The sequence below is a fragment of the Bradyrhizobium sp. 147 genome (genome assembly GCF_023073935.1).
Classification (GTDB): Bacteria; Pseudomonadota; Alphaproteobacteria; order Rhizobiales; family Xanthobacteraceae; genus Bradyrhizobium.
This window is the reverse complement of the sequence record NZ_JADPKL010000135.1, coordinates 102,376-126,470: the sequence shown is the minus strand read 5'-3', so window position 1 is coordinate 126,470 and position 24,095 is coordinate 102,376. Positions and strand designations below refer to the sequence as shown.

Below are 24,095 nucleotides of genomic sequence, written 5' to 3'. Positions count from 1 at the left end.
TCCCGTCGCGCCGCGACGTCCTGACAGAAGCGAACCCTGCGCCGGCGACTCGTGCACGCCGGACACGGTTCCTGAATTGCCGATCAGTAACTTGCCTACGCGTTGAGTTCTCTGCTTCGTGACGCGAAGCCTCAGCCGCACGGTGTACGATGCCGTGCCTCCGAGCCGGAGATCCGGACCTCGGCCTGTCATAAGGATCATGATGTTCTCTTACCGATCGGCTGCCTGCCTCCTTGCCGCGCTGCTTTCGACGAGTGTCCTGACGGCCGGCGCGTCCCTCGCCCAGACCACGGTAACATCGGCCCCGCCCGCCAGCTTCACGCTCAGCAACGGCATGCAGGTCGTGGTGATCCCGGATCACCGCACGCCCGTGGTCACGGAGATGATCTGGTACAAGGTCGGCTCGGCCGACGAGACTCCGGGCAAATCCGGCCTCGCACACTTCCTCGAGCACCTGATGTTCAAGGGCACCTCGAAGCATCCCGTCGGCGAATTCTCCCAGACCGTGCTCCGCGTCGGCGGCAACGAGAACGCCTCGACCTCGGTCGACTACACCAACTACTACCAGCGCGTTCCGCGCGAGCAGCTGCCGACCATGATGGAGTTCGAGGCCGACCGCATGACCGGCCTCATCCTCAAGGACGAGAACGTGCTGCCCGAGCGCGACGTCGTGCTCGAAGAGTACAACATGCGCGTCGCCAACAATCCGGACGCGCGGCTGAACGAGCAGATCATGGCCGCGCTCTATCTCAATCATCCCTACGGCCGGCCGGTGATCGGCTGGCATCAGGAGATCGAGAAGCTCGATCGCGAGGATGCGCTCGCCTTCTACCGCCGCTTCTACGCGCCAAACAACGCCATCCTGGTGATCGCCGGCGACGTCGATGCCGCCGATGTCCGCCCGTTGGTCGAGCGCAATTTCGGCTCCATCCCGGCCCAGGCCGCCATCCCGGCGCGGCGCGTTCGTCCGCAGGAGCCGGAGCCGGCCGCCCCGCGCACCGTCACGCTGGCCGACCCGCGCGTCGAGCAGCCGAATATGCGGCGCTATTACCTGGTGCCCTCGGCGACGACCGCTGCGGCCGGCGAGAGCGCGGCCCTCGACGTGCTCGCGCAGCTGATGGGCAGCGGCAGCAATTCCTATCTCTACCGCGCCCTCGTCGTCGACAAGCCGCTCGCGGTCTCCGCCAACGCCAGCTATTCGAGCATCTCGCTCGACCCGACCCAGTTCGCGATCTCGGCCGCGCCGAAACCCGGTGTCAGCTTCGCCGAGGTCGAGCAGGCGGTCGATGGCGTCATCGCTAATGTCGCGCAGAACCCGATCCGCGCCGAGGATCTGGAGCGGGTCAAGACCCAGCTTATCGCGGAAGCGATCTACGCCCAGGACAACCAGGCGGTGCTGGCGCGCTGGTATGGCGGCGCGCTGACCACGGGCCTGTCGATCGAGGACATCAGGAGCTGGCCCGACCGCATCCGCGCGGTCACGGCCGAGCAGGTTCGCGCCGTTGCGCAGAAATGGCTCGAGAAGAAGCGCTCGGTGACGGGCTATCTGATCAAGGACACCGCCACCGCCAAGCGCGAGGAGAAGCGTTCGTGACCTATTCCCTTCTTCGCGCAAGGCGCTTCCTGCGAACAAGACATTTCGCGCTGTCCTTCGTTACCGGCGCGGCCCTCGCACTGGCTGCGGTCTCGCCGTCCTATGCAGCCGCAAAGATCCAGCACCTGATCTCTCCGGGCGGCATCGAAGCCTGGTTCGTGCAGGACGCAACCGTGCCGCTGATCGCCATGGAATATTCCTTCGCCGGCGGCTCGGCCCAGGACCCCCCAGACAAGTCGGGCGTCGCCAACATGGTTGGCGACCTCCTCGACGAAGGCTCCGGCGATCTCGACTCCAAGACGTTCCATGAACGGCTCGACCGCCGCGCCATCGAGCTCTCGTTCAACGCCACCCGGGATACCCTCCGTGGTAGTCTGCGCATGCTGCGCGACAACAAGGATGAGGCTTTCGACCTGCTCAGGATGGCACTGACCTCGCCGCATTTCGATGCGGCCGACGTCGAGCGCATCCGCTCGCAGGTCGTCTCGGGGCTGCGCCGCGAGACCACCAATCCGACATCGCTGGCGAGCCGCAAGTTCCTGGAGGTCGCCTTCGGCGGCCATCCCTACGGCCGGCAGAGCAACGGCAACCTCGACAGCTTGCCGACCATCACGGTCGCCGACATGAAGGATTATGTCGGCCGCGTGCTTGCCAAGGATGGGTTGAAGATCGCGGTCGTCGGCGACGTCGATCCGGCCACGCTCGGCAAGCTGCTCGACCACACCTTTGGCGCCCTCCCCGCCAAGGCCAACCTCACGCCGGTCGCGGACGTCGAGGCCGCAAAGCCGCCGCAGCGCGCTTTCGTGGCCCTCGACGTGCCGCAGACCGTGATCACCTTCGGCGGCCCCGGGCTGAAGCGCAGCGATCCCAACTTCATGGCAGCCTATGTCGTCAACCACATCCTCGGCGGTGGTGGATTGTCCTCCCGGCTCTATCGCGAGGTCCGCGAGAAGCGCGGGCTGGCCTATTCCGTGTACGAATCGCTGCTCTGGATGGAGCATTCGGCGCTCTTCATCGGCAATACCGGCACGCGCGCCGACCGCGCGGGCGACACCATCGACGCCATCGAGAAGGAAGTCCGCCGCATCGCCGACGAGGGCCCGACGCAGAAGGAGCTCGACGAAGCCAAGTCCTACCTCAAGGGCTCGCAGATGCTGGCACTCGACACGTCCTCCAAGCTGGCGCAAGCGCTGTTGCAGTATCAGCAGGACAAGCTGCCGATCGACTATATCGAGAAGCGCAACGCCATCGTCGATGCCGTGACGCTGGACGACGCCAAGGCGGCCGCCAAGCGCCTGTGGGGCCAGGGGCTTCTGACCGTCGTCGTCGGCCGCGCGCCGCAGGCTGCCGCACAACCGGCGGCAGCACCTGCGACCAAGTCGAACTGACGGTCGGGTAAAAAGTCTCCTGATGGGCCGGGCTCGTCCCGGCCATTTGCGTTTCCAGATGCACCATTGCCGAACCTGGACGTCCGCGATATGTCCGGACATTACGAATGGTGCCATCATGCTGCGGATATCCCGCGATCTCGTCATCGACGAGGACGACATCGAGATCGGCTTTGTCCGCGCCTCCGGGCCCGGCGGGCAGAACGTCAACAAGGTCGCGACCTCGGCGCAACTGCGCTTCGACACGCGCAAACTGACCCTGCCGGAGGATGCCGCCATCCGGCTTGCCCGCATCGCCGGACAGCGCATGACCAAGGACGGCGTGATCGTGATCCACGCCCAGCGCTTCCGCACCCAAGAGCGCAACCGGCAGGATGCCATCGACCGGCTCACCGAGATGCTGCGCGAGGCGATGGTCCGCCCGATCCCGCGGCGGGCGACACGGCCGACCTTCGCGTCCAAGCAGCGCCGGCTCGAGGGCAAGAAGCGCCGCAGCGACGTTAAGGCGAAGCGCGGGCGCGGTTTCGACGATTGACTGATTGTCGAAAAACCTCCGGCCGCCAAGCGACCGAAGGTTTGCCGTTTCGCAGACCAAATCGCGATGAGATCAGGGTGAATCGTCATCGCGCTTTAGGTCATTGTTTGAGCATGATCTTTGCGGAAACCCGCTGCACACTTTTGCTGATCATGCGCTAGCGTCAGTAGCGCTTGCCGGTCGCGGCACCGCCCGAAACGGAATCGTCGGCCGTGCCCTTGTGCGTCGCGCTGCCCGTGGTTCCGGCGGCGCCCTTGGTGCCTTTGGTCGACTTCATGCCGACCTTCTCGCCCGCGGCTCCCTGCTGTGCGCCGAGGTCCTCATCCTCGCTTCCTGACGCGCCGCCCTGCATGGGTTTGCTTTGCACGGTGCCGCCCGGCCTGGCGCCAGATGACGTACCTTGCGCAAGAACGGGCGTCGCAATCAGGGCCGAGAGAGCGCATGCGATCACGGAGGTCTTCACCAATTTCATCCATTTCTCCTGGATTTTTCGCGATGACGGTTCGGCTGCTTCCTGCGCCGCTCGCCTGCACCGAACCGGTTCATCGCGAAGAGAGTTCGAACGGCGCGGTCGTGATGCAAGCCGCGTGGTGTGTTGATCGTTTAGGGATTTCGCGGCGGTTTCGCGGAATTGTGCTCCTCATATGCGGCGGCTCGTGCACGCACGCCGCATTCATCGGGACTGCCAGAAGCGCTGGATTTCCCACATCTGGTATGTGGGAAGCGCGACCTTCCCCATGCATTTGTTGCGAGGCGGCGTTAGACTGGGACATTCGCCGAGTGAACCCATGCCCGTCCGCCAACTTCCCGAACAGATCGTTAACCGCATCGCCGCCGGCGAGGTGGTCGAGCGCCCGGCGAGCGTGGTCAAGGAGCTCGTCGAGAACGCGATCGATGCCGGCGCCAGCCGCATCGACGTTTTCACTGACGGCGGCGGGCGGCGGCGGATCGGCATCACCGACGACGGCGGCGGCATGACCGCAAAGGATCTCGCCCTCGCAGTCGAGCGCCACGCCACCTCCAAGCTCGACGACGAGGATCTGCTGCAGATCCGCACGCTGGGGTTCCGCGGCGAGGCGCTGCCCTCGATCGGGTCGGTCGCGCGTCTTTCCATCACCACCCGGCACGCCAGCGAGCCGCACGCCTGGGCGCTCACCGTCGAGGGCGGCGAGAAGTCCGAGATCATGCCGGCGGCGCTCGCGCATGGCACGCGGGTCGAGGTCGACGATCTCTTTTATGCGACGCCAGCACGGCTGAAATTCCTGAAGACCGACCGCACCGAGGCCGAGGCGATTCGCGAGGTGGTGCGGCGGCTGGCGATGGCCCGGCCCGATATCGCCTTCACGCTCGCGGGCGAGGAGCGCGCGCCGGTGACCTGGGCAGCGGCGCTGCCCGGCGCGGCGGGACGATTGACGCGGCTCGGCGATATTCTGGGCGCGGAGTTTCGCAGCCATGCCGTCGAGGTTCATGCCGAGCGCGAGGACGTCGTCGTCGCCGGCTATGCCGCGGCGCCCGCACTGACGAAAGCCAACGCGCTCGGGCAATATCTGTTCGTCAACGGCCGTCCGGTTCGCGACAAGCTGATCCTCGGCGCGGTGCGCGCGGCCTATTCCGACTACCTGCCCCGCGACCGCCATCCCGTAGTGGCGCTGTTCGTCACGCTCGATCCGCGAGAGGTCGACGCCAACGTGCATCCAGCCAAGACCGAGGTCCGCTTCCGTAACGCCGGGCTGGTGCGCGCACTGATCGTGCATGGGTTGAAGGAAGGGCTTGCGCGGGAGGGCCGGCGCACCGCCGCCAATGGCGGCGAGAGCGCGCTCTCTTCGTTCCGGCCCGCTTTCACGCCGCGCCCGGCAAGCTGGGACTGGCGAGCCTCGCCATCCGCTCCAGCCGCGTCGATCCCGTCCTTCGAAGGTTCAGCGGCTTCGGCTTTCGCCGAGCGCGCGCAAGCCGCATTCGATGTCGGTGCACCCAGTGCGGACGTGCGGATCGAGGCGCACCCCGTCAGCGATCTCGTCGACCGCCCGCTCGGCGCCGCGCGCACCCAGATCCACGAGACCTACATCGTCTCGCAAACCCGCGATGGCCTCATCATCGTCGACCAGCATGCCGCGCACGAGCGCATCGTCTATGAGCGGCTGAAGGCTTCGCTTTCGGCGAATGGCGTGCAGCGGCAGATCCTGTTGATCCCCGAGATCGTCGAGATGGATGAGGCCACGGTTGAGCGCCTGCTCGATCGGAACGAGGAGCTGGCGTCGTTCGGTCTCGCCATCGAATCTTTCGGCCCCGGCGCGGTCGCGGTGCGCGAGACGCCGTCGCTGCTGGGCAAGACCGATGCAGGCGGGCTGCTCCGCGATCTCGCCGAGCACATGGCCGAGTGGGACGAGGCATTGCCGCTGGAGCGTCGCCTGATGCATGTCGCCGCCACCATGGCCTGCCACGGCTCGGTCCGCGCCGGCCGCCGGCTGCGGCCGGAGGAGATGAACGCCCTACTCCGCGAGATGGAGGACACCCCGAACTCCGGTCAGTGCAATCACGGCCGTCCGACCTATGTCGAGCTGAAGCTGTCGGATGTCGAGAAGCTGTTCGGGCGAAGGTGACCTACGTCTTGCGCTTCAAAAACACGAACTCCGTGTCGTCGTACGCGCGCCGCTCCAATTCTTCGTAACCCTCAGGCGTCACGAACTGCGCGGCCTTCGCCTCCTCCACCACGAGCAGCGCGCCCGGCGTGAGCCAGCCGCCATCGCGCAAGCTCGCCAGCGCTTTCTCCGCAAAACCCTTGCCATAGGGTGGATCGAGGAACACCAGCGAGAAGGGCTCGACGGGATGCGCGGGACCCAGATCGGTCGCATCGCGGCGATAGACTTTTGTCACGCCACCCAGGCCGAGCGCTTCGACGTTATTACGGAGCAGCGCGCGGGCCTCGGCGCCAGTGTCGACGAACAGCGTGAACTTCGCGCCGCGCGACGACGCCTCGATGCCGAGCGCGCCAGTGCCGGCGAAGAGATCGAGCACACGCGCGTCCTCAATCGGATCGTCATAGGCGTGCACGAGGATGTTGAACACGGACTCGCGCAGGCGGTCCGCCGTGGGGCGGATGTCGCGCGAGGACGGTGAGGCGAGATTGCGCCCCTTCAAGCGACCGCCGACGACGCGCAACTAGTCCTCCTGCGGCTTCAAATCGCGCTTGCCGTGATAGCCGCGCTTGGGACGGCGCGGCGGGCCATAGCCGCTTGCTTCCAACTCGTTGCGCTCGCGCGCCTCCTCGCTGCCAGTACGCTGCACCAGCACGCGGCGGCCCTTGCGGTCGTTGATCACGGCGCGGTTCATCGGCTTCTTCGGGGCGTCGTCGTCGCGCGTAGCGGATTTCGCGGGCACGTCGAACTCGGCGCCCGACTTCTCGATCACCTTGTCGCCGAGCTGGTCGCGCAGCACGCGCGACTTGATCTCCTCGACTTGGCCCTCGGGAATCTCGCCGAGCTGGAATGGGCCGTAGGAGACGCGGATCAGCCGGTTCACCTCGAGGCCGAGATGGGCGCAGACGTTGCGCACCTCGCGGTTCTTGCCCTCGCGGATCGCGAACACCAGCCAGACATTGGCGCCTTGGTCGCGCTCCAACGTCGCTTCGATCGGACCGTATTTGACGCCCTCGATCTCGATACCGTGCTTGAGCTCGTCGAGCTGGGCCTGGGTGACGTCGCCATGGGCGCGGACACGGTAGCGGCGCAGCCAGCCGGTGTCGGGCAGCTCAAGCGTACGCGCGAGGCCACCGTCATTGGTCAGCAGCAACAGGCCCTCGGTATTGAAGTCGAGCCGGCCGACGCTGATCAGGCGCGGCAGACCTTCGGGCAAATTGTCGAACACGGTCGGGCGCCCCTCGGGGTCGTCGTGCGTCGTCATCAACCCGCGCGGCTTGTGGTAGAGGAACAGCCGCGTCCGCTCGCGCGGTGGCAACGGCTTGCCGTCGACCGCGACCACGTCGTTCTGCGTCACGTCGAGCGCGGGCGAATTGATCACCCGCCCGTTGACCGTGACGCGGCCCTGCGTGACCATCTCCTCGGCGTCGCGGCGCGAAGCGAGGCCCGCGCGCGCCAGCACTTTTGCGATGCGCTCGCCGGCCTTCTTCGGCTTCGGCGCGTCTTCACGGCGCGGCCGCCCCTCGAAGTCGCGATCGCGCTCGCGATAGGCACCGCGGCCGCCAAAGGCGGGGCGCTTCTCAAAGATCCTGCTGTCGTCCTCGTTCGCGCGGCGCGGACGATCACGGGAATGACCTTCATTGCGCGGGTGCTCGTGCCAGTCGGAGCGGCCCTCGGAGCGCTCGCGCGGACGAGCGAATTTCTGGCGGTCACCACCGCGCCCGCCACGTTCGCCCTCGCTCTCACGGCGGGGCCGGTCGAACTTTGCGCGATCCTCGCGTGGCCGGTCGAATTTGGGCCGCTCACGAAATGGACGATCGCCGCCCGATGCACGATCGTCACGCGATCGCGAGAACCGCGGACGGTCATCCCCGCGGCCGCCTTCGCGGCGGTCGTCACGCTTCTGCCACGGCTTCTCTTCGCCGCGATCGCGGCCGCCGAAGTTTTTGCCGAAATCCTTGCGCGGGCGATCGCCGTGCGGACGATCGTCGCGCTTCTGCCACGGCTTTGAATCGCCGCGATCGCCGCGGTCGCGCTCGGGTCCGCCCCGCGAAAACTTCCGCTCGCCCTCGAACTTGCGTTCCGGACGATCGCCGCGCGGTGCGTAGGGGCGCTTGTCTCCAAATTTCTTCTCGCCGGTCCGGCCGGCCGGGCGGGAATCCTCGCGATCACGGCCGCGCGGCGGACGGTCGTCACGTCCATAGGACGGGCGATCACCGCGCGGCCCAGACGACCGCTTCTCGCCATCGCGCGAGGGGCGATCGGAAAACGGACGGTCGCCACGCGGCTTGAAGCTGCGCTCGCCGCGGCCCTCTGTGCCGCGGTCGTCGCGCTTGAAGCGCGGACGGTCGCTGAAATCGCGGCGCGGCGCATCGCCCTCCTCGCGGCGGCGAAGCGGGCGGCCCTCACGCCCCTCGCGAGGCGGACGGCTGTCGCGGTCGCCCTTGCCCTCGAAGCCGCGCTTGGCGAATTTCTTGTCCGGTCCCCGGGGCTTGCCGGTACGGCCCTTGGAAGGGCCACGATCACGCCGGCCGCGGGAATCGTTGTCTTTGTCGCTGTCGCGAGGCATGAATAATCTCACTCAGGGGTAGCCAGAAAGCATTGTGCGCGCTCGTTCCGAGCCGCATGCTCAGGCAAAATCGGTATCCACTCTTGCTGAAGGCGGAGCTAGTAGCAGGTTTCTGGCGATGATACGAGGCATGAAAGCCCCTTCTTTCATGGATTTGGCGCTCAAGACGGCCGAAAATGCCGGAAAATCGGGCGAAGTTCCGATCGGATGCGTCGTGGTCCGCAATTACGAGGTCATCGCCACCGCCGCCAATCGGACGCTGACCGATTATGACCCGACGGCCCATGCCGAGATCATTGCGCTGCGCGAGGCGGCGAAGAAGATCGGCAGCGAGCGCCTCGTCGACTGCGACCTTTACGTGACGCTGGAGCCCTGCACCATGTGTGCGGGCGCGATCTCCTTTGCAAGGGTGAGACGGCTCTATTACGGCGCCGCCGACCCGAAGGGCGGCGCGGTCGAGTCCGGCGTGCGGTTCTTTGCTTCCCCGACCTGCCATCACGCGCCGGACGTCTATTCCGGCGTCGGCGAGAGCGAGGCGGCGCGGCTGCTGCGGGAGTTCTTTCGCGAGCGGCGCTAATCCGCGAGGAAGAACTCGCGCAACGCCCTCGCGGTGGCGTCCGGGTTCTCCTCGGTGAGGAAGTGGCCGGAATCCACCGGCATGCCCGCGACATTCGTGGCCCATTGCGTCCAGGTGTCGAGCGGGGTGGCGGCGGCCTGGGCGATGCCGGCATTGCCCCACAGCGCCAGCATGGGAATGGTGATCTTCTTGCCGGCCTCGAAATCAGCCTTGTCGAGGTCGTAGTCGAAATAGGCGCCGGCGCGATAGTCTTCGCACATCGCATGCACCCGGGCGGGATCGCGGAACGGGGCGAGGTAGTGCTCGAGCGCGCGCTCGTCGATCGCCTCCAACGTCTTCGACTTGGTCTGGCTCGCCATCTTGAAGCGCAGGAAGAACTCGCCATTGCTCGCGATCAGGGTCTCGGGCAGCGGATAGGGCTGCGCCAGGAAGGTCCAGTGGTAGATCTTCAGCGCGTAGGCGCGGTTCATTCGCTCCCAGTAATTATAGGTCGGCAGGATATCGAGCACGGCCAGGCGCGACAGCCGGCCGGGATGGTCGAGCGCGAGGCGGTAGGCGACGCGGCCGCCGCGGTCGTGGCCGGCGAGCGCGAAATGGACATGGCCGAGGCGCTCCATCACCTCGACCATAGCTTTAGCCATGGCGCGCTTGCTGTAGGGAATATGCAGTGCATCGCTGGCGGGCATGTCGGACCAGCCATAGCCCGGCAGGTCGGCAACGATCAGCGTGAACCTGTCGGCCAGCTGCGGCGCGACGCGGTGCCACATCACATGGGTCTCGGAGAAGCCATGCAGGAGCAGAAGCGGCGGCCCGCTGCCGCCGACGCGGGCGAAGATGCGGCCGAAGGAGGTATCGACCCATTCGGCAGCAAAGCCCGGATAGAGATCGGCGAGATCGGACATCTTCTTGCATCCTTATTGGTCAGTCCCGGGGGGGGGCGCCGACAACGTAAAATGTCGAAAACAACCCCATGCACAGTAGCGGTATTATCGGCGGGGCAGCTAACCCCAACCGCTGATTACACATATCTGGATTGCCGATGTGGCGGCGCGGTGGCACCAAAGCCTCGAGATGCCGATCGGCGCTTTTTGCGCGCCGTCCGGAACGACGAGCTAAGTCTTGCTAATTCTTGGCCTTCTCCGCTTCCACCGCCTGCCAGCCGATGTCGCGGCGGCAGAAGCCTTCCGGCCAGTCGATACGGTCGACGGCCTGATAGGCACGGCCTTGCGCCTCGGTCACGGTCTTGCCTAGCGCGCAGACATTGAGCACGCGGCCGCCATTGGCGAGGATCGCGTCATCCTTCGCCACGGTGCCGGCGTGGAAGATCTCGACGGTGTCGACTTTGGCGGCGTCATCGAGCCCACGGATGCGCGTGCCCTTCTGGTAGTCGCCCGGATAGCCCTTCGCCGCAATCACAACCGTGAGCGCGGATTCCGGATGCCAGCGCAGGTCGAAATTCTTCAGCTGTCCGTCGCAGGCCGCAAGGAAGGCCGGCACGATGTCGCTCATCATGCGCAGCATCAAGACCTGGCACTCGGGATCGCCGAAGCGGACGTTGAACTCGAACAGTTTGGGCCCCTGCGTCGTCAGCATGATGCCGGCATAGAGCACGCCGCGGAACGGCGTGCCGCGCTGCTTCATGCCCGAGACCGTCGGCAGGATGATCTTCGCCATGATCGCGTCGTGGATGGCGGGCGTGACCAGCGGCGTGGGCGAATAGGCACCCATGCCGCCGGTGTTCGGGCCGACGTCATGGTCGAACACGCGCTTGTGGTCCTGGGCCGAGGCCAGCGGTATAGCCGTCTCGCCGTCGCACAGCGCGAAGAAGCTGATCTCGCGGCCGGGCAAAAACTCCTCGATCACGACCTCCGTGCCGGCCTCGCCGAAGGCGCCCTCGAACATCATGGCGATGGCGTCCTCGGCCTCGCGCACGGTCTTGGCGACCACGACGCCCTTGCCGGCGGCAAGGCCGTCGGCCTTGACCACGATCGGCGCGCCCTGGCTCTGCACATAGGCGCGCGCATCATCGGCCTTGGTGAATCGCTTGTAGGCGCCGGTCGGAATGCCGAACTCGGTGCACAGCGCCTTGGTGAACCCTTTGGAGCTTTCGAGCTGGGCCGCCGCCTTGCTCGGGCCGAACGCCTTGATGCCGGCGGCGCTGAGATCGTCGACGATGCCGGCCGCCAGCGGCGTCTCCGGGCCGATCACCACGAGCTCGACCGCGTTCGTCTTGCAGAAGTCGATCACCGCGGCATGGTCGGCGACATCGAGCGCCACGCACTCCGCCTCCTTTGCGATGCCGGCATTGCCGGGCGCGCACCAGAATTTGGTCACCAGGGGAGAGGCTGCGATCTTCCACGCCAGAGCATGTTCGCGGCCGCCGGAACCGAGCAGGAGAATGTGCATCGAAGGCTCAGAATGAGGGGTTTTGCTGAGGGCGGAGGTCGCACGAATCGGGGTGGGGCTCAAGGGGGCTGGGCTCCGGACCCCACGTCATTCCGGGGCGCGGCGAAGCTCCTCTTCCCTTCCCCCCTTGTGGGAGAGCCGACAAAGGAAATAGCCCAGCAACATCAGTCGGTCCACGTCGGAGCGTATCGGCAGTTTAGAAAATAGTAGATTCCGCTTATACTCGCGGGAAATAGCGCGTCGGTTCGCTAACGGCAGGTCGCTAGGCGAAGCCCAGCCGGAGCCGAACGCGCCTATGGTGGCCCGGCGCGAGTCAGCGAGCCTTGAAGACGTAAAGCGCGGCGATAACGGCGACGCCCAAAAGCGCGACGCCTAGCCAACCCCAAACGTCTTTGGTCTGGTCGTCATCGCTCGGATTGAAAAGGGCGCGGGTCAGCACGATGCCGATCGCAGCGAAACAAACGGTCCCAGCAATATCCGACAGCGTGAGGGTCGCCAGCGGCGTGTTCGAGATATCCTTCGGTGCCCAGATATACAGCAGAAGAAACAGCGCGGCGTAAGTAAGTAACCTCGTGACGAAGCCAATCGGTCGGAGCCATCGTCGATTCTCGGCAACCCCGGCAGCTTCGATCCTGCTGGCCTCACAGAAGCGCTCGAATTCTACGAGCGAGTCCGCGATCTCTTCCGGAGTGGGCGGATTCGGTTCTAGTTTGAGGGGACTTTTGCGGGTGGACGGGCTTCGACGCGCGATAAGTAGACCCAATACCATCACAACTAACAAAAACAGTCCCAATCCTAGCACGGCCACGCCAACTGAATCTGTCATTGCTCAAGTCCCGGAACCGTCGAGCAGCGCCATCAATTCGTCGCCGTCGATGCGGACCGTATCCGTCCCGTCTTCCCATCGTCGGACCATCAGTTCGGCAGCGAGTCGTTGCACCTTGGCTGCGTGCTCTCTTAGGATCTCCTCGGCAAGCCGGTAGCCTTCCGCGCGCGCGGAGCGTCTCTTGGCTTCAGGCAGCTCCAATAGCAGTCTCCGCATCTTCCTGAAGTCACTGATCTTTGTCCCTCGGGACGATCTCGCGTCGAAAGCATGCTCGGCTCTGCAGCCGGCAACACAAACCGCAAGGTTGTTGACCTGCTCGACGAAGTTTTGCGAGTGCGACCTGCCATTGCCGGTCGTCAAATCGATCTCCACGAATACGACATGTGCGCCGAGAACACTCGCAACGATGGCGTGGCCTGCCTCGTGGACCGTTAGCGCGCGATCCCTCGCGTCAAAGTGAGCCACGAACAATTCAATACCGGCTTCGTCATCTTCCTGAGGTGCGCTCATTCGGAGGTGTCCAGCTTGTCCATCTCAGACGGGCGCTCTAAAACCGCACCGTCGGTCGTTTCTATCTGCTCGTCGGCGTTGATCAGCACGCCTTCAAGCAACTCGCGATGCCGCTCCTGCAAAAACGCGAGCGCTTGGCCATCATCGACCTTATGTTCGAGCTTCTCTTTGACGAACTGAAGTCGAGCGTTGTTCTCTTCGAGGATTTCGCCCCAAGTCTTCACGCCGACCTTCACCCTGTCAGTCCGCTGGATCAGACGGCGCTGAGGATCGGGCCCGCCCCGTATGCGGGCCTCGACTTGCTTGTTGTAGGCATCAGAAATGATCCAGAAATGCCAACGCAACCCTTCAACCCGGTTGAACCGAGGGTCTTCCTCCACGGCTAGGGCGTAACCCTCGATTTGATTCAGGTGTTCCGCATTGATAGTGACTTTTGGGGCCTTAAGCTCGATCACCAGATGTTCAAGGTCGTCCGCACGATGTCGGCGTTGTGCGCGCGAGAGCATGAGATCGACTATGCCGCGCGCTTTGTTGATCACTTTGACCGGGTCGTCGATGACGAGATCGGAATCGAGCTTATCCCGATGCACTTTCAGCACCGTAGTAAGGTCCTTGTCGCTGGCCCAGAGATTATACTCCTCTCCGAAAATCCACGTATTTTGCTCTAAGATCTTATGAAGCTGCGAACGCTCGCGCAGCTTCTGGCGAGCCTCGTAGTCGAACAGGATAAACCGCAGGGCTTCGAGGAACTTCAATCGATCAGCGACAAGGGTAGCCGCACTAATGATTCCGGCGAGCGTGGTCTCGTTAAGCAGTTCAGCCAGCTCTTTCTGCTTTCGCTTGGGTAATTTCAGAACTTGATCGAGAATAAGCTGCAGCTCGGCCGGACTGCGCTCGATGGCATGGCGCAACAGCCTCAGGTGTAGGGCGGTTTGCTTTGAGGCCGTCTCGCAGAATTCTGGCGAGGCATCTTGAACAGTAACGGCGACGATGTCGAAAATCTGGCGCTCGGCCTTCTCAACGGGAGTCACCGGGTCACCTTCGTAGGGATAGACCTTCTTTTCCTTCCATTCGTCAACGACGATCCGAGCCCGCTCAGCCCCGCGATTTCGGAAGACCTCTTTGACCTTTGCTCGCGCTTCCTCGATTGAGGCAACCAGAGCCGGGACCATTTCCGCGAGATCAAGCCGTCCGTCTTGATGCAGCTCGCTGATAAAGCTGGATTTCAGGTAAGCAGAAAAATGGAAGTCCCCTACATGGAAGCGCGTCTCTACTTGCGATAACGGGAAGCCCTGCTCGTTGCACAGATAAAGGGTTCGGCGGGTTTGTCCGCGCCATTCGATTATTTCGAGATCGACAGAGTGCTGTTCTCCATCATCGTCCGCGATGGGCGCTAATTCGAAGTTCCATGTACCTGCGATTGCCCGATCCGGGTCGATTCGCTCGCCTGCGATCGTGATCGTAACGTTGCGATAATCCTTGAGATAGATAGCGAATATCTCAGAAAGCTCTTGAACGGCGTTTTCCGGCTGTAACGAACTGAACTGCCTTTTCAGTTCGGATATCACCACCGTTACTCCCGTGGCAGCGCCGGGAGCCGGTGCTTCCTCCCCAACACGGGCCCGCTCAATCTGTTGCTCCAGCACGGCGACATCATAGCGGAACGGAGTGCCATCTCTCGCATAAATGATCTTCCAATCGACCACCCCGCCGAGGGCAAACGCTTTGAACCGGCCGCGCCCCTCGCGTCCGTGGAGCATGCGATTCAGGCGGGGTGTGGTCAGCCGTAGTTGCTTCCAAGATCCTCCAAGGTTTTTGAAGACCTGCGGAGCCTCATCGCGCGGAATGCCGTCTCCATTGTCCGCAACAACGATTTTAGAGATGCCGCCGATACCGTCTGACTCGAACTCAATGCTGACAGATGTCGCGTCAGCATCGAGAGAATTCCAAATCAGCTCCGCGAGCGCCTGCATAGGCTGCGCTTTCGCCTGCCGCGCGAGAAAATCAGGCCTTACTTCGACCTTTACTTCTTCCTGCATGGTACCCCCTATCTCTTACTACCTCGGAGAGCACTGAAAAGCGAGGGGTTGTACGTTCGTCCTTGACTCGGGTCGCCCGACACTCCCGCAAGAGAGAGGGCACTATGATCTGCATCGCAGAAAGCTACACCTGTTTCCCCGCGATGATCTCCTGCAGTGTCGCCACATGCCGCGCAAACGCCCCCCGCCCCGCAGCCGTGGCCGTTACCGTCGTCTGCGGCTTCTTGCCGACGAAGGCCTTGTCCACCGAGACGTAACCGGCCTTGGCGAGGGTCTCGATATGTGCGCCGAGATTGCCGTCGGTGGCGCCGGTGAGCTTCTTCAGCCGCGTGAATTCCAGGCCGGTCGACTGCGGCAGCGCGTTCAGCGCCGCCATGATCTTCAGCCGCAGCGGCTGATGGATGATGTCGTCGAGCTCGGCCAATTCTAGCTCCGCCGCATCCAGAGGCCGCCGAGGATCAGGCCGCCGCCGTTGACGAACGCCATCCAGAGCGGGAACGCCTCACCGATGTAGAAGAAGCCAATCAACGTTAGCGCCGAAATGCCAAGACCAATCGCAACGAAGGCGTAACCGAACCAGAGACCCGCGAGCGCGTAGAACAGCATGAAGTAGAGCGGCCAGAACGCACCCAACTGGCGTGGCCCGAAATGGCCGATCACGTTGGTGCAGAGATAACCGAAGCCGAAGAACAGCACGAACACCAGCAGCAGCCTGATGCCGAAGGCGGCACCATGCGGGTGATGTGGTGGATTGAACAAGCGAAGCGCAACCAGACCGCCGACGCCCATGACGTCTACGGCAACCCAGGCATAGACTGCGTAGACCGGCCAGAGCCAGGTCACGACATTCCCTGCAAAGACCAACACGCCCCACCACACGGCAGCGATGCTCGCGAGGTCATAGAGCTGCGATTGCTTCACGCGCCGGACGATGTCGTCGATATCGGCCAGCGCCGCGGACGCCTCCTTGCTGTCGATCATGACTGCCCTGCCCCGCGCGTCGCCACATCTTCGGCGATCGCGGAGACGGCCTTTGGATTGGTGACGATGCCCATGTGGTTGACGCCGTCGATGATCTTGACGTCGACGGACGGCTTGATGGCCTGCACGGCTTCCGCATATTTGTCCGAGATCATCATCTCGTCCTCGGCGCCGCCGATGATCGTGATCGGACGCGTCGTCGCGGGAAGATCGATGCGATAGCCGCGCGTCGCGAAATTGCGCATCAGGCGGTCGGAATAGGTCGAGGTGAGATACTTCGCCGAATTCGCCGGCACCGCGAAGGCGAGCACCGGAAGCTGCGCACAGCAGTCGATGCCGAGCCTACGCAGTGCGGTCAGGCCGAGGAAGCGCGGGAGGTCCATGTTGGCCCAGCCGCCGGCCTTCGGCCTGTTCGTCGGCGCATCATAGCCGAGATAGGGCGCGAGCAGCACGGTGCGGACGAACATGTCCTGCATGATCGGTGTCGCGGCAACGCGCAGCGAAAAGCCGGCGCCGGCGGAATGGCCGATCAGGGTGAGCGGCAGATCAGGCGCGTTCCTGCGGACATGAGCGACGAAGTCGACGAGGTCGTCCTCGAGCTGGCCGACATAGCCGATGTCGCCGCGCGTGCCAGAGCCGCCATGGCCGCGGATGTCCAGCGCCCAGGTCTCCACTCCGCGCGCGGCGATCGCATGGGTCAGCGCGTGATTGACGGTGCCGCTGGAGCCGGAGGAGCCATGGATGAAAATCGCGCCGCGGCCCGTCTCCTGGCCTTTCGGCGCATAATGGCGATAACCGATCCAGGTGCCATCGCGGGCCTGAAAGCGTTCGAGCGGTGGCAACGTGGACCAGTCCATGCCTTTGGCTGAATCCGAGACCGATCGCATCTCGGGCGGCCGCTCCAGCGGCGTTGCGATCATGGCGCCCAGGATCAGCGCCACGCCGCCGACCGCACACAAGGTCCATTTCAGGCCGGTCAAAACGCCGCGCAGCAGCCGGATCGCCATGGCTCATCTCCCGAAACTCATCAATTAATAGAGAACTCTATATTACAGAGTACTCTCCTGATCAATATCCGGATTGGCGCCGCGGCGCGAAAATCCTTAACGTCGGGTCTGACCCCAAAATGCCGAATCGTTTGCTAGATGCCGCCTGCGGAACAACTGCTCAACGCGCCCGAATTCACCGTCTCCGAGCTCTCGCTGTCCCTGAAGCGGACGGTCGAGGACGCCTTCGGCCATGTCCGGGTCCGCGGCGAAATCTCCGGCTTTCGCGGAGCGCACTCCTCCGGTCATTGCTATTTCGCGCTCAAGGACGAGAGCGCCAAGATCGAGGCGGTGATCTGGAAGGGCGTGCACAGCCGCATGCGGTTCAAGCCCCAGGAAGGGCTCGAGGTCATCGCCACCGGCAAGCTCACCACCTATCCGGGCTCTTCCAAATACCAGATCGTCATCGAGGCGCTGGAGCCGGCCGGCATCGGCGCGCTGATGGCGCTGATGGAGGAGCGCAAGAAGAAGCTCGCCGCCGAAGGCTTGTTCGACGAGGCGCGCAAGCAGCTGCTGCCCTGGCTGCCGGAGGTGATCGGCGTCGTGACGTCGCCGACCGGCGCGGTCATCCGCGACATCCTGCATCGGCTGGAGGATCGCTTTCCCCGCCGCGTGCTGGTGTGGCCCGTCAAGGTGCAGGGCGAAGGCTCGGCCGAGCAGGTCGCGGCCGCGATCCGCGGCTTCAACGCGATTGCCCCCGGCGGCAGGATTCCACGACCCGATGTCCTGATCGTCGCGCGCGGCGGCGGCTCGCTGGAGGATCTCTGGTCCTTCAACGAGGAGATCGTGGTGCGCGCGGCGGCCGACAGCATGATTCCGCTGATCTCCGCGGTCGGGCACGAGACCGACATCACGCTGATCGATTTCGTCGCCGACAAGCGCGCGCCGACGCCGACGGCGGCGGCCGAGATGGCGGTGCCGGTGCGCAGCGACTTGTTCGTCGAGGTCGCCGATCTCGCCCGCCGCACCCGCGCCTGCTGGCAGCGCGGCCATGAAAACCGCCGCAACGAGCTGCGCGCGGCCGCGCGCGCCTTGCCGGCGGCCGGCGACCTGCTCGCGATCCCGCGGCAGCGGCTGGACTCGGCGGGCGCGTCCCTGCCCCGTAGCCTCAAGGCCAACACGCACGCGCATTTCCGCAGGTTTACCGCCGCCAGCGCCAAGCTGACGCTGCGGGTGCTGCACGGCCAGATCGCGCAGGCCGATCACCGCCTCACTGTTTGCGGCGAGCGGCTCGGCCTCTCCGCGCGCTCGCTGCTGCGGCGGCGGCGCGACCGCTTTGCCGGGCTCGAGGTTCGCCTGCGCGCCTCAAAGCTCTCCAACGCGCAGGCCCAACGCAGCGCGATTCTGCGCCAGCGCGAGCGCACGCATCGGCTGTCCGAGCGCGCGCAACGCGCGCTCGTCACCCTGCTGCAGCGGCTCGATGCGCGTGTCGCGAACAGCGGCAAGCTGCTCTCCGCGCTGTCCTACCGCAGCGTGCTCGCGCGCGGCTTTGCATTGGTGCGCGATGAAGCCGGCCATCCCCTGCATGCGGCCGACAGCGTCGGGCCGAATGCGCGGCTCGAGATCGAATTTGCCGATGGCCGCGTGGCCGCGACCGCGGATGCGGACCGCCCGGCGCCTGCGGCGAAGCGCGTATCGTCGCAGCCAAAGCCGGCTACGCAAGACGCAAAACCCGCGCCGAAGCGCGTGGCCAAGCCGGTGGATCAGGGTAGCTTATTCTGAGTTGGGACTACGCCGCTTCACCCACACTGTCATTCCCCGCGAAAGCGGCGAATCCAGTACGCCGCGGATCCTCAGAAGATCACAATCGTCTCGGAGTACTGGATCGCCCGGTCAAGCCGGGCGATGACAGCGAGTGTGTGACGCATCTGCCCACACACTCCCCGTCGTCCCGGCGAAGGCGGGGAAACACTGAGTGTCTCTCCGACAACGGCGCCGTGGCCGGCTCTCACCTACACGACAATCCCGCGTCGATCGTGGTCCAGAAGCCGCAATGTTCCGGCGCGAGCTGTGGCGCGCCGGCGTGGGCTTCAAACAGGAAGATCGCGACGGTGAAGACGATCAGGGCGGAGGCGAACAGGACGATACGGCTGCGCATTATGACACGCGTTTAATCGACATCGTGGTCGAATGATGGCATGGCATATGCTGAAAACCGGCGGCGCGCGCGATCCGTAGATTCCCGGTCGGCCATCATGGCGTGCAGGGCGGTGGTCGATGCGGGGCTGTCCGCCTGATGTTGTTCCTCGGGCGGCCCCGCTTCCAGATTTGTGGCCCGCATGAGCGCCGCGCTTGCGGGACCGACCTCCCCGGATGTCGCTTCGCTCATTCGGGCTACGGCGCCGCGATCACCGCGCCAGCCATTCCGCGACGTCCTTCTGCGATTCCGCGCGGGCCTGCATATCGGTGCCGAGATGGCCATGCTCGGGCGCGGCGACGTCGGTGCCGCCGGCGGCTGCGTGCAGTGGCGTGTTGGCGCGGTCGAAATCGTGATAAGCGCCGGGATAGACCACGATGCGCGCAAGCGCGCTGCGGCCGCGCGCGCCATCCACCATCTGGCGGCAGGCCGGCGGCGACGAGACGTCGTCATTGGCGCCGATCAGCACCAGGGTCGGCACCCGCGTGCTCCAGCCGAGGCCGGCGGAGATCCGGCAATCGGGATAGAAGGCGACCGCGGCACGGAAATCCGGGCCCAAATCGCGCGCCGCACTCTGCGGCCGCACCGCCCAGAGCAGCGCGCTGGCGCCGTTGGCCCAGCCGATCAGGCTGACGCGGTCGCGCGCCACCCAGTTCTGCTTCATCAGCCAGGCGCGTGACGCCGCGATGTCGGTGACGCGTTCACGGCGCGCCTTGACGTGCATCTCCTTGACGCGACATTGCGGCCCGAGCTCGCGCGAGCCGTAGCTGTCAGGCAGCAGCACCGCATTGCCGGCCCGCAGCAGCCGCTCCGCCCAGTCGCGATAGCGCGGCAGGACGGAATCGGAATGGCCACTGAGCCCGCCGCAGCCGTGCAGCGCGATCACGGCCGGAAAAGGCCCCTCGCCCTCCGGCTTGTAGAGCTGCGCATGCAGGACGCCCGACGACAGCGGGATGTCGACCTGCTGCGGCACCGGCGCGGCGTACGCGGCCGACATCAGGAGCGTCAGGAACAGGGCGGTCAGTCGAAGGCGCATCGGACCCTGCGTCAAGATCCTTCGTCCAAGCACTATCACGCGGAAACGGCGCCAAAACATCACAAACCGGTGGGTTTACCGGGCGGACAAGCCACCCTATCTATGCTACATCCAGCCCGACACATTGTGCCCTCCAAGGTTTTCCACGGAGGGGCCTTCCACGGAGACTTTCGACCGTGCTGAACAAGTTCGGCCCCTCGGGCCATGGCGAAGCGCAGGTGCAATATCTCGACGGCGATTTCCGCGTGATCTCGCCGGGCACCTATGTGCGTTGCGCCATCACCGACGTACGCATCCCGCTCGACGAACTGAAGTACTGGAGTGTGGACCTGCAAGAAGCCTACGCCACGCCTGCTGCCGTGCTCCAGCGGCATTTCCCCGGCGTGCCGAAGCCGCAGGCCTAAGGCCCCGCCCGCAGGTCTATTGTTGGTCCCGGCCATCCGCGCCCACGCACGTCTTGACGAAAGTCTTGCGGGCCGCGCCGACGATCTTCTGATCAACGGCCTGCTTGAGGCAGTCGAGCCGCGCCTGCGCCATGCAGAGCTGCATCTGGTCGCGTTTATCCTGTCCCTTCAGGTTTTGCGCCGTGGCGAGGCACGTGACGCGCTTGGTCGCGGGAACCGGCACCGCACTTGTCGGATTTGCCGGAGCGGCGGCAGGCGGCGGCGAGGAGGTCTGAGCAAGGGCGGGCAAAACCGGCAGACATACGAGGCTGGCGACAAAGATCGCGGACCGCAATTTCATCGAATTCTCCTGATCGGAGCTATATCGATAGGCGCACGGCCATGAATGTCGGCTGAATGTCAGCTGATGTCTAAAATTGTCTCGCTCCCGTTGGGCCCCATTTAAGTCGGTCTGCACCACATTGTGCCGGGAAAAGTGGCAGGCGGGCAGGAAGCGCATGGAGCCTCGGAGACTTTGCAGCCGTTCGTTCGATGCACCATTATGCCCAGCAGGATTATGCCCAGCAGGTCATGCTCGTCGGCGCGGACGAACGATTAGCCTGCTTCGACGATTCGCCCGAGATCAGTCGGGCAGCTATGTGCTCATTTCGGCGCTGCTGATGCCGGTCCTGGTCGGCACCGCGGGCCTCGGCACGGAAGTCGGCTGGTGGTACTACAAACACAAGAATATGCAGAGCGCGGCTGATTCGGGCGCGGTCAGCGCTGCGACAGCGGCGAGTGCGGGCACCGACCCCTTGTCCGAAGCCAAGGCGGTGACGGCAAACTACGGTTACGCGAACGGGTCGAATAACGTCACGGTCACCGTGAACCAGCCACCGAAGACAGGCAATCATGCTTCGAATTCGCAGGCCATCGAAGTCATCGTGAGTCAGCCGCAACAGCGGCTGCTATCAGCCTTGTTCGGCTCGGATCCTGTGCTCATAACCGCACGCTCCGTCGCCCTGCCAAATTCCGGGACAGGCTGCGTCCTTGCGCTCAACTCGAGCGCAAGTCCCGCCGTCAACGTCGGCGGCGGCAACCAGCTCAATCTAATCAAGTGCAACCTTTACAGCAACTCGAGTGCAAGTCCCTCGCTCAACGTTGCCGGCAGCGCCTCCGTCGCTGCAAATCAGGTCGGAGTGGTTGGCGACGTCTCCGGCGCGAGCAGCATCACGGCGACCAACGGTATCAAGACGCACATATCGCCCGTCGCCGATCCCTACGCCAACGTGTCTCCCCCGGCGAGGCCGAGTTGCACCAACGCCAAGATTACGGTCAACGCCAATGGAAAAACAAACTCGCTCGACCCTGGCTGCTACATGGGCAGCATTACGGTCAATGCCGGCGCAGTCCTGAATCTAAGTCCAGGCATCTATTATCTGGACGGGGCCAACTTGAGTGTCGCTGGAAACGCCACCATCGCGGGCAGCGGCGTGACCCTGGTGTTTACGGGCTCGGGAAGCGACTGGGGCACAGCTTCGATCGGCAGCAACGCGACCATCAACCTGACGGCACCGACCAGCGGCCCCACGAAAGGCATCGTCATGTACGGCGACCGCAATATGCCGGCCGGGACTGCTTTCAATCTCACCGGTGGCAGCACACAGAACTTCGGCGGCGCCATCTATCTGCCAAAGGCTAATCTCAGCTTCAGCGGCGGCAACGGCACGAGCACATCCTGCACCAAGATCATCGCGGACACGCTGACGTTCAGCGGCACGTCGAACCTCCAGGTCAATTGCACCGCGCTCGGCACCGCGACGATAGGTTCGCAAACCGCACAGCTCATCGAATGAGGTTTGGGTCAATGCAAATTCAGAGCGTCTCATCCAGGCGCCGTCGTCGGTTGCTTGATTCTCTAACAGGGCACGTGCGCGCTGCTGTCGGCGACAAACGCGGCGTCGCGGCCGCCGAATTCGGCATCTTGATCCCGGTGCTGTCCCTGATGGTCGTTTCCGTAACGGACATCGGGCTTGCACTGTATCGCAAGATGCAGGTCGAAAACGCCGCACAAGCGGGAGCGCAATACGCAATTGCGCGCGGCTTTGACGCGAGCGGCATTTCGAACGCCGTAAGAAGTGCCACCAGCGCCACGGACATCACTGCCTCACCTCCGCCGGTCCAATTTTGCGGATGCCCAACGAGTGCAGGTGTCAGCACTGTCACCTGCGGGACGGTTTGCACCGGCGGCGCGCAGGCTGGAACGTATGCGACGGTCTCGGCGCGAGCGACGTACTATACCATCATCGACTACCAGATCGTGGCGGCCACATACACTTACAGCGCGCAATCCACTGCGAGGCTGCAGTGAAACTCGCGGCACTATGGCAAGACAATCGAGGCGCATCGGCACTGGAATTTGCGCTGACCGCTCCGGCGTTCTTCCTGTTCATATTTGGGATCATCGAATGCGGGCTGCTGTTCTGGACTCAACTGGGAATCCAGCATGGGAGCGAAATGGCGGCGCGTTGCGCAACCGTCAACAGCACGCTCTGCCCAAGCAGCAGCGCCATCACCAGCTACGCTGCGCAGCAGGCGTTCGGCCTCACGCTCCCTGCGGAGACATTCACCTTTTCTGCGTCAGCATGCGGCAACGAGGTCAGCGCGACTTATGCATTCACGTTTCCGCAGATTCTCAACCTCTCTCCAGTGACGCTGACCGCCCGGGCATGCTTTCCGAGTTGAGGTCGTTGGGAGAGCGCGGCCATCCTGCAACACGGGCGCAGCTTCTCGCGCGACTTGGGATGGAGACGATGTGCACGCGCACCTGAACCGCGACTCTGGCAGCCGAAATGATTTCCGCCGTTCCGATCCGCGTTGCATCAAAGATTACTTGCACTCCGTGGTTCGTCATTTCACGCTGTAGTTGGATTCTTTGTCGCAAATAGGCGCTCTTAAGTTGTTTGACGAAGTCTTGGTGAAACAAAAGGCTGCTATATTGCGTGTTAGGTAATTAGCCCTGCTGCTTTTATCGCGCAGACAATCAAGTCAGCCAAGCGGCGATCGAGCTTTGGAACTGGCGCAGTCTGTGAACGGGCTCATATCGAAGAGTCATCCGGCGGGCTACGATCACCTCGAAAATTCGCGGTGGAATATCTGTAAATCAAAGTCAGATGAGGGGGCTGAATCATGCCCACCATATTGGACCTGCTCTATCGTGAATATTGCCGCGCCCGCCTCGCTGAAATGCGGAAGCAGCTTCTGATCTCAGCCGAACGCTCTGAAGCGCTCGAAGCGCACTACCATCCTGCGGATCAGGGTGACGATGAGAGGACGGACGCGCAGCCCAAGACCGGTTGCGGCGCGCCGAATTGAAGCGGCCGAGGACCGGCGATCTCTCCCGCGTGCAGCGACCAAGCCCTTGGCAACAGT

The 24,095-nt window shown here is 64.1% G+C and carries 26 protein-coding genes; 11 read left to right on the top strand and 15 right to left on the bottom strand.

All coding sequences use genetic code 11. From position 1 onward, the window contains the following. Positions 1-199: 199 nt before the first annotated feature. The 3 genes from IVA87_RS31690 to arfB all read left to right on the top strand — a co-directional run bounded on the left by IVA87_RS31690 (position 200) and on the right by arfB (position 3,517). Positions 200-1,594 carry a pitrilysin family protein gene (locus IVA87_RS31690; RefSeq protein ID WP_247299435.1) on the top strand — a complete coding sequence of 465 codons (1,395 nt, stop codon included), beginning with the start codon at positions 200-202 and terminating at the stop codon, positions 1,592-1,594. Then, positions 1,513-2,982, top strand: coding sequence for a pitrilysin family protein (locus IVA87_RS31685; RefSeq protein WP_247336878.1), 1,470 nt, complete (start codon positions 1,513-1,515; stop codon positions 2,980-2,982). Before IVA87_RS31690 ends, IVA87_RS31685 begins: the two co-directional genes overlap by 82 nt. 118 nt (positions 2,983-3,100) lie before the next feature. Beyond that, on the top strand, positions 3,101-3,517 hold the full coding sequence (gene arfB / locus IVA87_RS31680) for an alternative ribosome rescue aminoacyl-tRNA hydrolase ArfB (RefSeq protein ID WP_247277573.1): 417 nt from the start codon (positions 3,101-3,103) through the stop codon (positions 3,515-3,517). 163 nt (positions 3,518-3,680) lie between these two features. On the opposite strand, the gene IVA87_RS31675 is transcribed toward arfB, so the two are convergent. Further along, on the bottom strand, positions 3,681-3,989 hold the full coding sequence (locus IVA87_RS31675; protein ID WP_247299431.1) for a hypothetical protein: 309 nt from the start codon (positions 3,987-3,989) through the stop codon (positions 3,681-3,683). Between the two features lie 316 nt (positions 3,990-4,305). On the opposite strand from IVA87_RS31675, the gene mutL reads away from it, so the two are divergent. Further along, a complete protein-coding gene (gene mutL, locus IVA87_RS31670) occupies positions 4,306-6,117 on the top strand; it encodes a DNA mismatch repair endonuclease MutL (protein ID WP_247336875.1) in 1,812 nt (603 codons plus the stop codon). 1 nt (position 6,118) lies between these two features. Here mutL and rsmD read toward each other — a convergent pair whose 3' ends face one another. Both rsmD and IVA87_RS31660 read right to left on the bottom strand, forming a co-directional pair. Further along, complete coding sequence (gene rsmD, locus IVA87_RS31665) at positions 6,119-6,676, bottom strand: 16S rRNA (guanine(966)-N(2))-methyltransferase RsmD (RefSeq protein WP_247299427.1); 558 nt, start codon at positions 6,674-6,676, stop codon at positions 6,119-6,121. Beyond that, positions 6,677-8,722 carry a pseudouridine synthase gene (locus IVA87_RS31660; RefSeq protein ID WP_247336871.1) on the bottom strand — a complete coding sequence of 682 codons (2,046 nt, stop codon included), beginning with the start codon at positions 8,720-8,722 and terminating at the stop codon, positions 6,677-6,679. A 118-nt stretch (positions 8,723-8,840) separates the two neighbouring features. Between IVA87_RS31660 and IVA87_RS31655 the strand changes: the two genes are divergently transcribed. After that, a complete protein-coding gene (locus IVA87_RS31655; RefSeq protein ID WP_247299423.1) occupies positions 8,841-9,299 on the top strand; it encodes a nucleoside deaminase in 459 nt (152 codons plus the stop codon). Here IVA87_RS31655 and IVA87_RS31650 read toward each other — a convergent pair. From IVA87_RS31650 to IVA87_RS31615, 8 genes are all read right to left on the bottom strand, one after another. Continuing rightward, entirely contained in the window at positions 9,296-10,201 is a 906-nt protein-coding gene (locus tag IVA87_RS31650) for an alpha/beta hydrolase (RefSeq protein ID WP_247336868.1), read from the bottom strand. The genes IVA87_RS31655 and IVA87_RS31650 overlap by 4 nt on opposite strands. A 220-nt stretch (positions 10,202-10,421) precedes the next feature. Continuing rightward, positions 10,422-11,705 (bottom strand): phosphoribosylamine--glycine ligase, encoded by a 1,284-nt coding sequence (gene purD, locus IVA87_RS31645; protein WP_247299419.1) that lies wholly within the window; start codon positions 11,703-11,705, stop codon positions 10,422-10,424. A gap of 313 nt (positions 11,706-12,018) precedes the next feature. Continuing rightward, positions 12,019-12,531 (bottom strand): hypothetical protein, encoded by a 513-nt coding sequence (locus tag IVA87_RS31640; protein ID WP_247299417.1) that lies wholly within the window; start codon positions 12,529-12,531, stop codon positions 12,019-12,021. Positions 12,532-12,534: 3 nt separating this feature from the next. Beyond that, positions 12,535-13,041: a hypothetical protein gene (locus tag IVA87_RS31635; protein WP_247299415.1), complete on the bottom strand. Its 507-nt coding sequence runs from the start codon at positions 13,039-13,041 to the stop codon at positions 12,535-12,537. Continuing rightward, positions 13,038-15,080, bottom strand: a complete 2,043-nt coding sequence (locus IVA87_RS31630) for an ATP-binding protein (protein ID WP_247336865.1) — start codon at positions 15,078-15,080, stop codon at positions 13,038-13,040. The genes IVA87_RS31635 and IVA87_RS31630 overlap by 4 nt, the downstream gene beginning before the upstream one ends. Positions 15,081-15,204: 124 nt before the next feature. Further along, positions 15,205-15,504 carry a transcriptional regulator gene (locus IVA87_RS31625; RefSeq protein WP_247299409.1) on the bottom strand — a complete coding sequence of 100 codons (300 nt, stop codon included), beginning with the start codon at positions 15,502-15,504 and terminating at the stop codon, positions 15,205-15,207. Positions 15,505-15,506: 2 nt separating this feature from the next. Continuing rightward, positions 15,507-16,061 (bottom strand): alkaline shock response membrane anchor protein AmaP, encoded by a 555-nt coding sequence (locus IVA87_RS31620; RefSeq protein ID WP_247299407.1) that lies wholly within the window; start codon positions 16,059-16,061, stop codon positions 15,507-15,509. After that, the gene (locus IVA87_RS31615) at positions 16,058-17,068 is read right to left on the bottom strand and encodes an alpha/beta hydrolase (RefSeq protein WP_247299405.1); all 1,011 of its coding nucleotides are present in this window, start codon (positions 17,066-17,068) and stop codon (positions 16,058-16,060) included. Before IVA87_RS31615 ends, IVA87_RS31620 begins: the two co-directional genes overlap by 4 nt. Before the next feature lie 138 nt (positions 17,069-17,206). Between IVA87_RS31615 and xseA the strand changes: the two genes are divergently transcribed. Next, entirely contained in the window at positions 17,207-18,829 is a 1,623-nt protein-coding gene (gene xseA, locus IVA87_RS31610; protein WP_247299403.1) for an exodeoxyribonuclease VII large subunit, read from the top strand. Between the two features lie 226 nt (positions 18,830-19,055). On the opposite strand, the gene IVA87_RS31605 is transcribed toward xseA, so the two are convergent. Genes IVA87_RS31605 through IVA87_RS31595 form a run of 3 tightly spaced genes read right to left on the bottom strand, consistent with a single transcriptional unit; the run spans position 19,056 to position 20,280 of the window. Then, on the bottom strand, positions 19,056-19,205 hold the full coding sequence (locus IVA87_RS31605) for a hypothetical protein (protein WP_247299401.1): 150 nt from the start codon (positions 19,203-19,205) through the stop codon (positions 19,056-19,058). A gap of 12 nt (positions 19,206-19,217) precedes the next feature. Then, positions 19,218-19,436 carry a hypothetical protein gene (locus IVA87_RS31600; protein ID WP_247299399.1) on the bottom strand — a complete coding sequence of 73 codons (219 nt, stop codon included), beginning with the start codon at positions 19,434-19,436 and terminating at the stop codon, positions 19,218-19,220. Positions 19,437-19,455: 19 nt separating this feature from the next. Next, a complete protein-coding gene (locus IVA87_RS31595; RefSeq protein WP_247336862.1) occupies positions 19,456-20,280 on the bottom strand; it encodes a dienelactone hydrolase family protein in 825 nt (274 codons plus the stop codon). Between the two features lie 176 nt (positions 20,281-20,456). Between IVA87_RS31595 and IVA87_RS31590 the strand changes: the two genes are divergently transcribed. Then, positions 20,457-20,684, top strand: a complete 228-nt coding sequence (locus IVA87_RS31590) for a DUF2093 domain-containing protein (RefSeq protein WP_247299395.1) — start codon at positions 20,457-20,459, stop codon at positions 20,682-20,684. 16 nt (positions 20,685-20,700) lie between these two features. On the opposite strand, the gene IVA87_RS31585 is transcribed toward IVA87_RS31590, so the two are convergent. Then, complete coding sequence (locus IVA87_RS31585; protein ID WP_247336859.1) at positions 20,701-21,183, bottom strand: hypothetical protein; 483 nt, start codon at positions 21,181-21,183, stop codon at positions 20,701-20,703. Between IVA87_RS31585 and IVA87_RS31580 the strand changes: the two genes are divergently transcribed. From IVA87_RS31580 to IVA87_RS31565, 4 genes are all read left to right on the top strand, one after another. Next, positions 21,182-22,519: a TadE/TadG family type IV pilus assembly protein gene (locus IVA87_RS31580; RefSeq protein WP_256466518.1), complete on the top strand. Its 1,338-nt coding sequence runs from the start codon at positions 21,182-21,184 to the stop codon at positions 22,517-22,519. The genes IVA87_RS31585 and IVA87_RS31580 overlap by 2 nt on opposite strands. 11 nt (positions 22,520-22,530) lie before the next feature. Continuing rightward, positions 22,531-23,034, top strand: a complete 504-nt coding sequence (locus IVA87_RS31575; protein ID WP_247299390.1) for a TadE/TadG family type IV pilus assembly protein — start codon at positions 22,531-22,533, stop codon at positions 23,032-23,034. Next, entirely contained in the window at positions 23,031-23,408 is a 378-nt protein-coding gene (locus tag IVA87_RS31570) for a TadE/TadG family type IV pilus assembly protein (protein WP_247299388.1), read from the top strand. Before IVA87_RS31575 ends, IVA87_RS31570 begins: the two co-directional genes overlap by 4 nt. Before the next feature lie 444 nt (positions 23,409-23,852). Beyond that, positions 23,853-24,038 (top strand): hypothetical protein, encoded by a 186-nt coding sequence (locus IVA87_RS31565; protein WP_247299386.1) that lies wholly within the window; start codon positions 23,853-23,855, stop codon positions 24,036-24,038. Positions 24,039-24,095: the final 57 nt, after the last annotated feature.